The sequence below is a fragment of the Rothia sp. HMSC078H08 genome (genome assembly GCF_001808955.1).
GTDB lineage: Bacteria > Actinomycetota > Actinomycetes > Actinomycetales > Micrococcaceae > Rothia.
The window spans coordinates 1-14,351 of record NZ_KV795255.1 but is presented as its reverse complement, the minus strand read 5'-3'; the positions used below and the strand labels follow the sequence as shown (position 1 = coordinate 14,351).

Here is a 14,351-nt window from a genome sequence, read left to right as displayed (position 1 = left end):
CACAACCCGCAAAGGAAAAAACAATGAGCACCCCCACCAACCCCGGCACCCCGCAATTCGATCCGCAGCTCGACGAGTCCATCCGCATCAGCCACCTCGAACCCAAGGCTGGCACCGAAAAGAAGCTCGGCTTCCTCTCCTTCGGCCACTGGGCTGAAGTTCCCGGCTCCCGCGTACCCTCCGCCGCAGAATCCCTGCATCAGGCCATCGACCTCGCCGTAGGCGCCGAAGACATCGGGCTGGACGGCGCGTTCTTCCGCGTGCACCACTTCGACCAGCAGCAGGCAACCCCCTACCCGCTACTCTCCGCCATCGCCGCGAAGACTGAACGCATCGAGCTGGGCACCGGCGTGATTGACATGCGCTACGAAAACCCGCTCTACATGGCGGAACTCGCCGCCATGGCTGACCTCATCGCGGCGGGCCGACTGCAGCTCGGTGTCTCCCGCGGTTCGCCCGAATCCGTGATTCGCGGTTTTGAGAGCTTCGGCTACTACCCGGCAGAGGGTGAAAACGAGAGCGACATGGCGCGCCGTCACCTCGACATCTTCCTCAAGGCAATCGAGGGTGAGGGTATGGCACCCAGCGCTCGCGTTCCCGGCAAGTACGCCCCCGTCCAGCCGCAGTCGCCGGGCCTGCGTGACCGCATCTGGTGGGGCGCGGGCACCGATAGCACCGCCGTGTGGACCGCGCAGAAGGGCCTGAACCTCATGTCTTCGACTCTGATGCTTGAAGATAAGGGTATTCCCTTCGACCAGCAGCAGGCACAGCAGATTCGCCTCTTCCGCTCCGAATGGGTGAAGGCGGGTAACTCGGGTGTTCCGCGTGTTTCGGTCTCCCGCTCGGTGCTGCCGGTGATTGATGAGACCTCGGCGCGCTACTTCGGTCGCCGCGCCGCGGAGGATTCACAGGATTACACCGGCATTATCGACAACAGCTTCTCTCGCTTTGGCCGTAGCTACATTGGTGACCCGGCGGAGATTGCCGAGGAGCTCGCTCGTGACGAGGCGGTTCAGGCAGCGGACACCGTGCTGCTGACCGTACCGAACCAGCTGGGCGTGGACTTCAATCTGAAGATGCTGGATGCCATCGTCAAGGAAATCAAGCCCGTGCTGACCACCAAGTAAATATCATAAAATTATTGAATTTATTGGTTATTTTAGAAATATTTATTGGTAAATAAATAGGGTGCAGAACGGTGTAAAAACAGCATGCTGTCTGGGTGTATCGTCCACGTGTAAGTTTGCACTTTATTCCCTAAACTAATTTTCATTATGAAGATCGCCCCGGAGCTATGATTCCGGGGCGATCTGTGTACTATCGGGCTATTTGAATCCGCATGTGAGGGTTGAGAATATGTGGGGTCGGGGCACATCCTATCGAGGCGCATCCTAGGTGGAAGGTCTGTTGCCTTGCGTCCTGAACCTTTCAAGGGTGGGGGAGTGGGTTTTTCCCTGCGTTTCATAAAGTCGTCCGACTCGTTGATTTGACGGTGCAGGGCGGCACTTTCGAGTAATATTTGTGTTGGGTAGGCAAAGGTGATAAACGTCACGATAATAGCGGCGAGTCTCTTCTTCTGCCTGAAGGTAAGTGTTGGCTTCGGGGGTGAAGAGTGTGGTTTTTTGTGGCTTTCTGCAAGAATGAATACCCGGAAAAAGGGGCATTGCCTGTTGTGGGCTATATTAAAGCCACATATTTCTCCGCACTGAAAATAAATAATTCAAAGCGTATAAATGCAATTTATTTAAAAATTTTATTTAATGCATCTCAATGCATTTTTATTATCTTTTGAATATGCCTAGTCTTAACACGCCACCCAGGATTTTCCAACGACGATGAACCGTCGTGAAAAGGGTAGATCGAGTGCTCATCCGGAAAGCCCGGAGATAAGAGCGTTCTTCCAGGTGGATACTTCTTCCTGTACCGACCCTTTCAGAGCATCTTCGGTAGTGCATCGTGAATTATCACTCAACATACGAGATAAGGACTAGTCCTCATGACTTCTGAAAAATCCTCCATCGAGGCTCAGCAGCCCGGTTTGAGCCGCCGCCAGTTGGCAGCCGGTGCAGCCTGGGCAACCCCCGTTATCGCCGCATCCGCTGTCGTTCCGGCATATGCTGCCAGCACCGGTGATACTGCCGGTAGCGAATACGGTCTCTTCGTGACCACCGCTTATAACGGTGGTTTTGTCGGTTATACCCACAGTGATGACGCTGGTTTTAACGGCCCCACCAGCCCCCAGGCATACTGGGCTAACGGTGGCACCTATACCCCGACCATGAATGTTACTTCTGAAGGCTGCTTCACCGATGGTATGGCAAAGGTTGGCGCGGGTAGCTACACTCCTGTGACCAACTCTGGTAGCGGTTCTAACGGTGGTTATGTTAGCTCGACCGGCTTCTGGTTCTCTGTACCCACCACTGCGGTGAAGACCGGTACCGGTTACGTCTCTGGTTCTAAGGCAGTTCTGAAGGCGGGTGCGCGTTTCAGCACCCTGGTGACCGTGGTCGTCCCGACTACCTCCAACTGGAAGTGGACTCTCAACAATATTGCCCTTCAGCGATCCGCTCAGAAGTGGACTAAGACTCTCACCGGCCGCATGGGCGATTTGAATGCTACCGCTCCGTACCTGGGTACCGCGAACGTGGCTGGCACCTGGAATGCTTCTGTGCCGACCATCAAGGATAACGGCGACGGCACCGCAACCTTTACCGGCACGATTACTTACACGACCAGCCGAGACTACACTCTGACTCAGACCGGTTCTAAGTACTACGGTCAGGTTGTTATTCTGCCCGGTGTGATTGAAGTTTACCCGGCATACGGTTTTAAGAGCTTCTCCCTGACCTCGCAGGTGGAATCGGCTACCATCACCTACTCGGGTGCTGAGGTGCCGAACGTTCAGCTGAATAACGAGCTGCAGACCACCGCTACTATTCGTAGCTGCTAATCCCAAGGATAAGTCTTCTACATTAGGCAGTTGAGAGGAAGAAAACAGGGAATATATTGGCGCCGATGTTCGGCGCAGATGGTACATCAAGCGCTACGCGGACGACGGTATATGCACCGCCCCTGTAGAAGTTGCACCCTGTGGATGAGAGTGACCGCACGGAGCATATCAGAGCAGGCAAACGGTGTTTGACACCCCGAGTGAAATGAAAAATTGGGTTGAGGTAGCTTAGAGGAAGAACACGCCTTACCCTGGTTTCATGACGCACTGCGAGGAGTCTTTTAGATAACGTGCAGATGCGTCGGTTTTTAACCCCTGTAGTCTTCAAATTCTGCCGATAGGGTTCGGGGTCAATCCCGTGCTATACGTGGCTTATTGCGGTGCTACCCGGTGTAGAAGACGGCCCTCAGCCACCTCAGTAAAGCCCTGCCCCCGTAGTTCGGGGGCGGGGCTTTATCGCGCTTTAGAGCTTTCGCAAGTGTTTTCAGATGCAGAAGTTCTAGAATCCCTCTGCCTACTAGAAATCCCTCTGTCTAAAAGTCCTTCGTCTTTTCCCAAGGCTCAATAGCGCCCGGAACCACCTCAAAGAGCGGATGCGCACACGCCGCCAGCTCGCCGCGTGCCGCCAGCGTGCCGCCGTCGCTTCCGTGATGGGCGGTGGTCGCTGATGAGCGCGAACTCTGCCGCCTCCCGAGGGCAAGGGCGCGGAGCACGTGCGGCAGCCCGCACAAGTGGACAATTGGTCAGTTATCACTGTATAGTCATCGTATGCTGACTATTGCTTCACACCTCGACGTCATGAACCGGCTCGGCCGCGCCATGGCCGACCCGACACGTTCCCGGATTCTGATGACCCTCCTCGGCGGCCCGAGCTATCCAGCCGTGCTCTCGCGCGAGCTGGAGCTGACCCGCTCGAACGTGTCCAACCACCTGACCTGCCTGCGCGATTGCGGAATCGTCGTCGCCGAGCCCGAGGGCCGCCAGACGCGCTACGAGATCGCCGACCCGCACCTCGCCGCGGCACTGACGTCCCTGATCGACGTCACGCTCGCGGTGGACGAGGCCGCGCCGTGCATCGACCCGGCATGCTCGGTGTCGGGCTGCTGTGGAACGGCGGCGGGAGCATGAGCGAGACCCTGACCACCGCGCGCCGCGCGATGCTGCACCGGCGCGTCCGCTTCATCGTCGGCTTCACGATCACGTACAACGTAATCGAGGCAATCGTCGCAGTCTGGGCAGGCGTCCTCGCCTCGTCCGCGGCGCTGGTCGTGGCGGTGCTCGCGGTGCGCGAAGGCCTGGAGGCCTGGCGCGGCGACGTCGAGTCGCCGTTCGAAGTGCTAGAGGACCTCGAAGACGACTGACCCGTCACCCGACGATGAAGAGCCAGTGCTGCAACCCAGACATGCGCTACGAAAACCCGCTCTACATGGCTGAACTTGCCGCCATGGCCGATCTCATTGCGGCGGGTCGACTGTAGCTGGGCGTGGACTTCAACCTGAAGATGTTTGACGCAATCGTGAAGGAAATTAAGCCCGCGCTGACCACCAAGTAAAGGTCCTGAGGTGAAGATCCTGGGGTAAAGGTCCTGGGGTAAAGACCCCGTGCCAAGATGTTTCCGGCGCTTTGTAACGCGCTGAGATGCTTGTTCCCATGCAGCTTGAGCCACATATACAGCGATGCCCCGGCAGGCACCCGCAAGGGTTCCGCCGGGGCATTACTATGCTCACATTCTTAGAAATCCTTCTATCTAGAAGTCCCTCTGTCTAAAAATCTTTCGTCTTTTCCCAAGGCTCAATAGCGCCCGGAACCACCTCAAAGAGCGGATGCGCACACGCCGCCAGCTCGCCGCGCGCCGCCAGGCGCTCGCTCAACCGGTGCTCCCACTCGGGGTCACGCCCAGCCACCTTGTGCCGCAGAAAGGCGAGCTCGTACTCCAACTGACCCAAAGGCACGGGAATACGCGCGACCGAAGCGTACGGGTCTTCCGCCTTGTCAGCGCAGTTTTTATCGGTACCGTTTTTGCCTACGCTATTTTCGTTTGTGCTATCTTTGCCCGCATCATCTTTGCCCGCACCAATCAGTGCACGGTTGAACGAGTAGCCGCGGGCATCCGCCTCATCCGCCAGCCCGGACAGGTAGGCGGCAACCGCCTCCAGCGGCTGCGGATGAGCGCGAAAACGAATCAGCTGCGGATGGTTCGTGTACCCGCGAGTCAGACCCCGCAGAACCTTCTGCGCCAGCAGAGTTTCACGCCAGCAGGCAACCAGGGCGCGCCGATCGAGCAGACAGGGATGAAGGGACCAAATGCGCACGCCTAGCCCTGCGCTTCTGCAGTGCTCTCGCCAGCCGACGTTGCGCCCGCGTGCTCGTCGCTAAAGTGCAGGAAGCTCTTGAGCACCAGCTCGCGCACGGCGTGCAGCAGGGTGTCGCGCGGATGCTGCTCCTGCGTACCGCGTGCCGCAGCGGCAGCCTCATCGTATTCGGGCCAGGACAGCAGCATGGCAAGAGCCGCCACAATCTGACCCACGGCAAGCTCACCATCGCTCGCCGACGCAAAACCAGCGGTCTCCGTGGAAAGCAGCTGAGTACGGCACAGACCCGAACCGGCACGCAACAAAATGACGCTGGGATGCTCGGCCCCGGGGCGGCCGTGGCGCTCCTCGGTGACGTCCTCGGCGACCTCCAGGTGTGCGGTAAGGATCGCCTCATCGTCCATGGCGGCGAGGCGGTCGTAGCGGCGCACGGACTCGGTGAGGGCGCGGGCGATGGGCTGCTGAATCGGGTAGGTGATCTCCTCGAAACGCTGCAGGGGCTCGGTCACCCCTGCCGCGGTCGCCTCGGTCGGGCGGCGCAGCCAAATCATGCCGAAACCAATAGAATGAACGTTCCGGGAAGCGAAGTCGTTCAGGTACGCCACGTAGGTCTGCTCGTAGTGGCTGCGGTCGCGGTTCTCGCTCGCATCCTTCAACCAGGTCTCCGCGTAGGAGGCGGGGGTCAGCGCCTCACGCTGAATAAACCACGCCTCCGCGCCGCCGTCGGCAACCCAGGCACGCGGACGCTCATCCCACGGGCGCGGTGCGTCCGGATCTGCCGAATCGCGAATAATTTCCCAGTTGCCCAGCATCTGCGCGCGGCCACCGGGCACCAGCACCGACGGTAGCTGACGCACCATCGTGCTCACAATTTCGTCACCGGGCAGACCACCGTCACGGTAGGTGAACTGTTCCTCGGCGCTCTCACCGGCAACGCGCGGGGTAATCACGAACGGCGGGTTCGACACCACCAGGTCGAAAAGCTCACCAGCGACCGGCTCCAGCAGGGAACCCATGCGCAGGCTCACGCGCGCCTGCGGGTTCTGCGGGTCAATGTTGAGAGTCTGCGCGTTCAGCAGCAGGTTAAAACGGGTGAACGCCAGGGCACGCTCCGAAATATCGGTGGCGGTCACGTGCTCGGCGTGGGCGAGCAGGTGGAAGGTCTGAATACCGCAGCCGGTGCCCACATCCAGGGCACGCTTGACGGGGGTGCGCTCGGTAATCTGCGCCAGAGTCAGGGATGCGTGACCGATACCGAGCACGTGATCCTTGCGGAGCACGCCGGGGCGCTGATGCGCACCCAGGTCAGCGGCAACAAAGATTTCGGTGCCGTCATCGGCGGCGTGCGGGCGCAAATCAACACTTGCGGACCAGCGGGTAGAATCCGCGGCGTCGCGCTCAATCAGCGCGGCATTCTCGAAATCAACCAGGGCATCGCCGAAAACCTCGGCTGCCTCCGCCTCAGTGAGCGGACGAGCCAGCAGGAAAAACGCCAGCAGACGCGCCAGGTTCTTCTCACCCGCACTGTAATCGCTGCGCAGAATATGCTCCACACGCCACAAGCCCGGAACCACCTGATCGCGAGCCATCGCCTCAGCCGCCTCAACACCCAGCAGCTCCTGCACAGCGTCATAGCTGTAGTTCAACGCCAGCAGGCGTTCACGGATGCGGGTCAGGCGGGCGTAATCATCGCTGCGGGGAGCATCCGCAACGGCGGCGTACTCGGGAGCGAAAAAGGCGGCAGAAATAGTCATGCACACCATTCTACGCACCCGCCGCATCTGCCCGGGCGCGCCCACCGCGTATAGGCGGCAGCGCAATGACACAGTCCCGACCCACCCACTGACCAAAACCGTCATCTGCGCAAGAGCGCCCACCCCATCGCATACACTGAAACCATGAGTAACCTGTACCCCGATGAAAGTATCAGCGTCGACAAGTGCTGGGAGCGTCTGCACGCAAACACTCTCGGCCGCCTCATCCTCACTGACGGACAGCACGTCGATGTGCTGCCCGTGCTCTACGCCGTCGCCAGCCAAGACGACAAGCAGGAAATCTATATCCGCACCACCCGCGGCAACAAGTTCTCCTCCGTGGTGGTCAGCCGCCGCGTCGCCTTCGAAATCGACGAAACCCTCGAAGACGGCATCCGCTCCGTCATCGTGGTCGGTATCGCCCACTGGCTGCCGCCGGAAATGACCCCGCAGATTGTGCGCACCTTCGACCTGCCCGACTCCGAAACCCACGAAATGCAGTGGGTGCGCATCGCGCCGCAGACCGTGTACGGTCGCGAATACCCGTTGCTGCCCGCATACCTGGACGGCACCCATCCCGACTCGGACACCCTCACCAGCTAGAAACGCAGGTGAGCGGGTGCGGTGCGCCCCAGCACCCGCCCCCATGTACCCCGTGCACACACCACCGCTCCGGTACCGTATGATGTACCGAGTACCCTGCGCGCTCATGCAAGCTCAACACGCCCGGTCCTCATCAACCAGAACCGTGCCAGCTCGCCTCGCGCCGGGTCACCGCGCGCTCGCCGCATGAAACGCACCGAGCGCACCACATCAACCCAACATAAACTACACCCCCACCGATCACCTCACCCGCGTACACCACAACCAGTCGGCGCCCACAAGCGCCAGCGTAGGTTATGGTTGAATACGTAGCTTTTCAACACACAGATAGAGGAGTGCCGTGCCCGCTCAGGCAAAGAACGGAAAAGCCCTGCTGATTGTGGAGTCTCCCTCCAAGGTCAAAACCATCAGTAGCTACCTCGGCGAGGACTACCTTGTCGACTCGTCCATGGGCCATATCCGCGACCTTCCGCAGCCCTCCGAACTGCCCGAGAACCTCAAGAAGAGCCCCGTCGGCAAGTTCGCTGTCAACGTTGAAGAGAACTTCGAACCCTACTACGTGGTCAACCCCGACAAGAAGAAAAAGGTCGCCGAACTCAAGCGCAAGCTCAAAGAAGTAGACGCGCTCTACCTGGCAACCGATGGTGACCGCGAAGGTGAAGCCATCGCATGGCACCTGAAGGAAGTCCTCAAGCCCAAGGTACCCGTCTACCGCATGACCTTCCCCGAAATCACCCGGGAAGCCATTCAGCGTGCCTTCGGCGAACTGCGCGACATCGACCTGCACCTGGTCGACGCACAGGAAACCCGCCGCATCCTCGACCGCATCTACGGTTACGAAATTTCCCCCGTACTCTGGCGCAAGGTCGGCCGCGGCCTCTCCGCAGGCCGCGTGCAGTCCGTCGCAACCCGCCTCGTGGTTGAGCGCGAACGCGAACGCATGGCATTCGTTGCCGCCAACTACTGGGACCTGACCGGACGCTTCCTGACCGCAGCCTCCGAGGGCTTTGACGCCAAGCTGGTCGCCGTAGACGGTCAGCGGATCGCCACCGGCAAGGACTTCGCAGACAACGGCACCCTCAACACCTCCAAGGTCACCCACCTGAACGAGGAAGCCGCCCGCGCGCTCGCTGCATCCCTGCAGTCCGCCGCGTTCTCGGTGCGCTCCGTTGAGACCAAGCCGTACAAGCGCCGCCCGGCAGCGCCGTTCACCACCTCCACCCTGCAGCAGGAAGCCGCACGTAAGCTGCGTTTCTCCTCCCGCGTGACCATGCAGGTGGCGCAGCGCCTCTACGAAAACGGTTACATCACCTACATGCGTACCGACTCGGTGGCACTGAGCGAGCAGGCAATCTCCGCCGCACGCCGCCAGGCATCCGAGCTGTACGGCGCCGAGTTTGTGCCCTCCGCACCGCGCGTGTACACCTCCAAGAGCAAGAACGCGCAGGAAGCCCACGAGGCAATCCGTCCCGCGGGTGACACCTTCCGCACCCCGGACGCCGTGCGCGGCTCTCTGTCCAACGACGAGTTCCGCCTCTACGAGCTGATCTGGAAGCGTACCGTCGCCTCCCAGATGGCTGACGCGACCGGTTCCACCGCCTCCGTACGCCTGGGCGCCGTGGCATCTAACGGCCAGGACGCCGAGTTCGCAGCATCCGGTACCGTCATCACCTTCCGAGGCTTCCTCGCCGCCTACGAGGAGGGCGTTGACGCATCCCGCGTGGCTGAGCGTGAGGCGAAGGACGCTGAGAAGCGCCTGCCGAACCTGACCACCGGCGAGGCACTGACCGCCGAGGCGATTGAACCCGCCGGCCACGAGACCCTGCCGCCTCCGCGCTACACCGAGGCGTCCCTCGTGAAGACCCTGGACGAGCTGGGCATTGGCCGCCCGTCCACCTACGCGGCGGTTATTTCGACCATTATGGACCGCGGATACGTGAACGTTCGTTCTGGTTCACTGATCCCGTCCTGGATCGCGTTCTCCGTGGTGCGCCTGCTCGAATCCAGCTTCGGTCCCTACGTGAACTACGAGTTCACCGCGCAGATGGAAGAAGACCTCGACCGCATCGCACGCGGCGAAGAATCCCGCGTCGAATGGCTGGGCGAGTTCTACTTCGGCGGCGGCTCCAAGCGCGGCCTGAAGCCCATCGTCGACAACCTCGGCGAGATTGACGCCCGCAGCATCAACTCCATCCCGATCGCGGACGGCATTGTGCTACGCGTGGGCAAGTTCGGCCCCTACCTGGAAGCCGAAGGAACCCTCGACACCGAGACCGGCGAACTGACCGAACCGATCCGCGCGAACGTACCTGCCGACCTGGCACCGGACGAACTGACCGAAGCGAAGGCACGCGAACTGCTCGAACAGGGCAAGTCCGACGGCCGCGTACTCGGCGTGGACCCGGTCTCCGGCAACCAGATCGTGGCACGCGACGGCCGCTACGGCCCCTACGTCACCGAGGTGATCGAGGAGATGACCGAGGAGCAGATCCAGGCATACCTGGACGCGCAGCCGACCGAATACTACAAGAACGGTAAGCCCAAGCCGAAGAAGAAGCCGAAGCCCGCCAAGCCTCGTACCGCGTCCCTGTTCAAGTCCATGGACCTGGCGACCGTGACCCTGGAGCAGGCACTGCAGCTGATGAGCCTGCCGCGCGTGCTCGGTACCGACGCTGAGGGCGTGGAGATTACCGTGCAGAACGGCCGCTTTGGCCCGTACCTGAAGAAGGGCACGGACTCCCGCTCGATTGGCAGCGAGGACGAGATCTTCACGATTACGCTGGAGCAGGCCCTGGAGATTTACTCCCAGCCGAAGCAGCGCGGTCGTGCGGCGGCTAAGCCTCCGCTGGCTGAGCTGGGCGTGGACCCGGTCAGCGAGAAGAAGATCGTGGTGAAGGACGGCCGCTTTGGCCCGTACATCACCGACGGTATTACGAACATTACGGTTCCGCGTGCGGAGTCGGTCGAGTCGCTGACCCACGAGCGTGCGGTGCAGCTGCTTGCTGACAAGCGCGCGAAGGGCCCGGTCAAGCGTAAGACCGCCGCGAAGAAGACCACCACGGCTAAGAAGACTACTGCTAAGAAGACGACCGCAAAGTCTACTACCGCGAAGAAGACGACCACTCGTAAGACCGCGGCGAAGAAGACCGCCGAGTAGCTCTTCTACCTAAAGGCGCAGGATGCGTCCCGAACCCCTTAGTGGGGTGGGGTGCCTCCTGCGCCTTTTGCGTGCCCGGCGCGTTCGGAGGTTCGGCGCGTTTTTATACCCGCGCTATGTTTCTTAGGCTTGCGCCGTGTTTTTATGGCCTCGCTGTGCTGATGCTGGGCATCCGCCCGGATTGTTTGCGGAGTGAGCCGCGCCTCTGACAGACTGGAAGAGGCGCCGCACCTGCGGTACCGCACACAGACGATATCCCGCCGCGGGGCGGGGGAGGGGAGCGCATCGTGCGCCTGGGAGTTCTGGATGTCGGGTCGAATACGGTCCACCTGCTGCTGATTGACGGCAGCCCTGGAGCGCGCCCCGAACCGTACGCGTCGCACAAGATTCCGCTGCAGCTCGTGCAGTACCTCGACGCTGAGGGCAATATTTCGCAGGAGGGCGCGGACGCGCTGACCCGCTTCGTGACTAGCGCCCGCGACTTCGCGATCGAGAATGAGGCGGAGGACCTGCTGGCGTTCTCCACGAGCGCTATCCGTGAGGCGGGTAACGGCTCGGCGGTGCTGCATCAGGTGCGTGAGCAGACCGGCGTGAGCCTGAACGGTATTTCGGGTGATCAGGAGGCGGCGATTACGTACTTTGCGGTGCGCCGCTGGCAGGGCTGGGGTGCGGGCCGCATCCTTGATTTTGATATTGGTGGCGGCTCGTTTGAGTTCTCGACGGGCACGAATGCGTTGCCGGATGCGGCGATGAGCGTGCCGTTGGGTGCGGGCCGTTTGACGCGTGAGTTTTTCGATGAGCAGCCGCCGAGCCCGAAGCAGGTGAAGCGTCTGCGTAAGTATGTGCGTGAGCAGATCGCCCCGGTCGCGGAGAACCTGTTGAAGTATGGTGCGCCGGATATGACGGTTGGTACGTCGAAGACGTTCCGTTCGTTGGCGCGTATTTGTGGTGCGGCGCCGTATTCGGCGGGCCCGCATGTGAAGCGTGAGATGCATTTGCAGGATTTGCTCCTGTGGACTCGTCGCATGGAGGCGATGACGGTGTCTGAGCGTGCTGACCTGCCGGGTGTTTCGAAGGCTCGTGCGGAGCAGATGCTGGCGGGCGCTATCGCTGCGGAGGCGGCGATGGAGGCGTTCGGGGTTGAGACGATGCGCGTGTGCCCGTGGGCGCTGCGTGAGGGCCTGATCTTGAAGCGTATTGAGCACCTGGCGGAGGGTACGGGTACTCCGGTCAACCCGAAGACCCTCCTGGGTGAGTAGAACATGATGATGACCCCCGCAGGTTGGTGCGTAATGTGAACCCGTCTGCGGGGTCAACGCTTTTCTTGTATATAACCCGCCGACAACGATGTAGGAAAGGAACAATCACCGATGAAAATCCAAGAAGTTATTGACGAGGTCAACGAAGCCTGGGGCGAAGAGCATGAAGAAAAACGGAGAAAAATATTTAGAAAATATATTATTAATGCCCCTTTTAATCTTTTTGGTATCGTAACTATAGCTTATTTCTTTGTAATATTTCCAGCAATTTTGGCATTTATTTCCAATCCTGAAAAAACAGGTAGTTCAATTAGTTTGATATTTCAGGTTGTATTTAATGTTCCGTATTATATCTTTGATATACGGATTGGAATTCTTGCTTCCTTGGCTAGTCTTCTTTTGAGTCTATATGTTAGTGTAGGTAAATTTGCAGATGGGGTAGAGGGCCCTTTGGGTGACGCTCGCCGTGCAGCCTATCGAAAATTTGCTAAATGTGTTAGTTACATTGTTTCTATGGTGTTTATTATAAATTTTTGGTATGCTGCTTTTGCGGGATACCTTCAGGGTACATCGTATGCTCCTGAGTTTTTTGGACCATGGCGTGTAGGTCCTGGGTGGGGTACTTATTTCGTTCCTGTTGAAATTGATCTTTCAAGGTATGGAGATATTCCTCAGTGGCTCATTGTATTTTTTGCTTGGTTTACACTATCTTCTGGATTGATGTTAACTTACAGTGAAAAGGATATTCTGATTGAAAATGTATCTAGACTGAAAAAATTTAATAATATATATAAAAAGATCAACAAATCTCATGTCGATGAGTATTTCGTGGTGGACTCTTTGCTTGCAGAGCCAAAGATTGAATCGAATGATTCTGATGCTACAGATAGACATATTGATTTAGGCTGTAAATATGGCGACCGTTTTGTATCTGAGATTAGCCATATTGGATTTAGTTTCAAAGTAAAAACAAATCTATACCTCAAGGGTCTTGGTGAACTGCTTAGAAGTCCTGGGCTGAGTTTCTTGTGTATCATTTGCTTATTATTCAGCCCGTTATCAGTTTTTCTTGTCACTGGGTCATTTGAATTTGCTAGCTCGGTTTTTGGTGTTATTCTGGGTATTTTTCTAGTTGAGTTGCTTATTAGGATTTTTGAAAGCGGGCATTTATATAAGGGACTGTATATTACGGAAACGTCAGATTTGAGTTGGCGGCATAGGATTTTTATTTGGGTCAGGTACTTTTGGGTTGACTTAGTTGGAAAGCTGCTATATAGAACTACGTATATTCTATTTATTTTTCTGATATTGGCCTATTTGTACAAGTTATATTTGGAATCTGCTGATAAATCAGTGAAGTCTAGCCTAGTAGCTCTCATGGTCATATTTATAATCTCAATATTTAGTGCTTACTTGGTAATGAAATTATGGCAGTATGATATAAAGTGCATTTTTGACAAAGAACTTAAATTGTACTCTGATAAGTTTATACCCTGCTATATTGAAGACTCTAAAGCTGGTAAACCTCTGGATTATTTAGCTATAGCTTATATTTATATGTCAGTGCGGAAAATTAGTGATTACTATGCAGTATATAAATCTGAATTGGGGGAAGATAGCTTATCTTCCGTTTGCAATAGGAAAAAACTTTATCGGTATTCGAGGGCATCTAATTCTAGGCCTTCAAAATCTCTCCGCCACATGTGGCCTTAAATATTTTTGGGTTTACAGATGGGCAGGAATTTATGTAGTAATGAAAATATTTTTTATGGGTAGGGCTTCGGTAAATTTAATAAGGAGGCTATGAGAAGTGTGAAATTTTCGCTAGGTAATTAATCGACAATACGAAGAAAGGAACAATCACTGATGATAAACCAACTACTGTTAGCGCAGGTGCTGGCTGAGGGATTCAGCTGGGATTATCTCTGGCATTGGACCCACGACCATGATCTTGGCAAAGTACTGATTTCCGCCGTCGCACCAATTGCAACGGCAGTTATCGCCGCTTTGAGTCTTATACTGACTGCTCGCAGGGAGACTAAGCAGATGGAACTCTCCAAACAAGGGATGCCACCTGAGTTAACTCGTTATAAGACCTGGCTCGAAGTGTCAGAGAAATATAAAGAGCTTGTCAAGTTTGGAAATGTAGATGCGCTTTCTGTAGCTTCTGAAGAATATAGGGAGATTGAAGCATCTCGAAAAGCTGCTCTTGAACGAGCTGTGTGGGAGCGAAAAGTTCTTAGTGTCTGTTCGGATACAAATGCCCAGAAAAAGATACTTAATCTGGCTCTTCCGAGTTGAGTGTGGGTGACCAGG

At 57.3% G+C, this 14,351-nt stretch carries 11 protein-coding genes and 1 pseudogene; 10 read left to right on the top strand and 2 right to left on the bottom strand.

The window, feature by feature from the left end; translation table 11 throughout:
- Positions 1 to 23 precede the first annotated feature (23 nt).
- The 5 genes and pseudogenes from HMPREF2528_RS05015 to HMPREF2528_RS09325 all read left to right on the top strand — a co-directional run.
- Positions 24 to 1,127 (top strand): LLM class flavin-dependent oxidoreductase, encoded by a 1,104-nt coding sequence (locus tag HMPREF2528_RS05015; protein ID WP_070542854.1) that lies wholly within the window; start codon positions 24 to 26, stop codon positions 1,125 to 1,127.
- 869 nt (positions 1,128 to 1,996) lie between these two features.
- Entirely contained in the window at positions 1,997 to 2,950 is a 954-nt protein-coding gene (locus tag HMPREF2528_RS05010) for a hypothetical protein (RefSeq protein WP_070542851.1), read from the top strand.
- Between the two features lie 768 nt (positions 2,951 to 3,718).
- Complete coding sequence (locus HMPREF2528_RS05005) at positions 3,719 to 4,078, top strand: Cd(II)/Pb(II)-sensing metalloregulatory transcriptional regulator CmtR (protein ID WP_049331677.1); 360 nt, start codon at positions 3,719 to 3,721, stop codon at positions 4,076 to 4,078.
- The gene (locus HMPREF2528_RS05000) at positions 4,075 to 4,311 is read left to right on the top strand and encodes a hypothetical protein (RefSeq protein WP_083297874.1); all 237 of its coding nucleotides are present in this window, start codon (positions 4,075 to 4,077) and stop codon (positions 4,309 to 4,311) included. Before HMPREF2528_RS05005 ends, HMPREF2528_RS05000 begins: the two co-directional genes overlap by 4 nt.
- A 38-nt stretch (positions 4,312 to 4,349) precedes the next feature.
- Positions 4,350 to 4,424, top strand: a pseudogene (locus tag HMPREF2528_RS09325) (luciferase); the annotation flags it as partial.
- 289 nt (positions 4,425 to 4,713) lie between these two features.
- Here the strand turns inward: HMPREF2528_RS09325 and HMPREF2528_RS04995 are convergent.
- Positions 4,714 to 5,262, bottom strand: a complete 549-nt coding sequence (locus HMPREF2528_RS04995; RefSeq protein ID WP_070542845.1) for a pyrimidine dimer DNA glycosylase/endonuclease V — start codon at positions 5,260 to 5,262, stop codon at positions 4,714 to 4,716.
- 2 nt (positions 5,263 to 5,264) lie between these two features.
- Positions 5,265 to 7,016, bottom strand: coding sequence for a DUF7059 domain-containing protein (locus HMPREF2528_RS04990; protein ID WP_246823885.1), 1,752 nt, complete (start codon positions 7,014 to 7,016; stop codon positions 5,265 to 5,267).
- A gap of 144 nt (positions 7,017 to 7,160) precedes the next feature.
- Here HMPREF2528_RS04990 and HMPREF2528_RS04985 point away from each other — a divergent pair, with 144 nt between their 5' ends.
- The 5 genes from HMPREF2528_RS04985 (at position 7,161) to HMPREF2528_RS04970 (ending at position 14,336) form a co-directional block, all read left to right on the top strand.
- Positions 7,161 to 7,619, top strand: a complete 459-nt coding sequence (locus HMPREF2528_RS04985) for a pyridoxamine 5'-phosphate oxidase family protein (protein ID WP_044145909.1) — start codon at positions 7,161 to 7,163, stop codon at positions 7,617 to 7,619.
- Between the two features lie 340 nt (positions 7,620 to 7,959).
- Entirely contained in the window at positions 7,960 to 10,776 is a 2,817-nt protein-coding gene (gene topA / locus HMPREF2528_RS04980) for a type I DNA topoisomerase (protein ID WP_070542838.1), read from the top strand.
- Positions 10,777 to 11,063: 287 nt separating this feature from the next.
- Positions 11,064 to 12,035, top strand: coding sequence for a Ppx/GppA family phosphatase (locus tag HMPREF2528_RS04975; RefSeq protein WP_070507085.1), 972 nt, complete (start codon positions 11,064 to 11,066; stop codon positions 12,033 to 12,035).
- Between the two features lie 111 nt (positions 12,036 to 12,146).
- Complete coding sequence (locus tag HMPREF2528_RS09140) at positions 12,147 to 13,748, top strand: hypothetical protein (protein ID WP_070507083.1); 1,602 nt, start codon at positions 12,147 to 12,149, stop codon at positions 13,746 to 13,748.
- A 153-nt stretch (positions 13,749 to 13,901) separates the two neighbouring features.
- Positions 13,902 to 14,336, top strand: a complete 435-nt coding sequence (locus tag HMPREF2528_RS04970; RefSeq protein ID WP_070542834.1) for a hypothetical protein — start codon at positions 13,902 to 13,904, stop codon at positions 14,334 to 14,336.
- Positions 14,337 to 14,351: the final 15 nt, after the last annotated feature.

Excerpts from the sequence above, each read along its gene's own strand:
- HMPREF2528_RS05005 (WP_049331677.1), top strand. The coding sequence starts at position 3,719 with ATGCTGACTATTGCTTCACACCTCGACGTCATGAACCGGCTCGGCCGC.
- HMPREF2528_RS09140 (WP_070507083.1), top strand. The coding sequence starts at position 12,147 with ATGAAAATCCAAGAAGTTATTGACGAGGTCAACGAAGCCTGGGGCGAA.
- HMPREF2528_RS05000 (WP_083297874.1), top strand. The coding sequence starts at position 4,075 with ATGAGCGAGACCCTGACCACCGCGCGCCGCGCGATGCTGCACCGGCGC.
- HMPREF2528_RS04990 (WP_246823885.1), bottom strand. The coding sequence starts at position 7,016 with ATGACTATTTCTGCCGCCTTTTTCGCTCCCGAGTACGCCGCCGTTGCG.
- HMPREF2528_RS05015 (WP_070542854.1), top strand. The coding sequence starts at position 24 with ATGAGCACCCCCACCAACCCCGGCACCCCGCAATTCGATCCGCAGCTC.
- HMPREF2528_RS05010 (WP_070542851.1), top strand. The coding sequence starts at position 1,997 with ATGACTTCTGAAAAATCCTCCATCGAGGCTCAGCAGCCCGGTTTGAGC.
- HMPREF2528_RS04970 (WP_070542834.1), top strand. The coding sequence starts at position 13,902 with ATGATAAACCAACTACTGTTAGCGCAGGTGCTGGCTGAGGGATTCAGC.
- HMPREF2528_RS04985 (WP_044145909.1), top strand. The coding sequence starts at position 7,161 with ATGAGTAACCTGTACCCCGATGAAAGTATCAGCGTCGACAAGTGCTGG.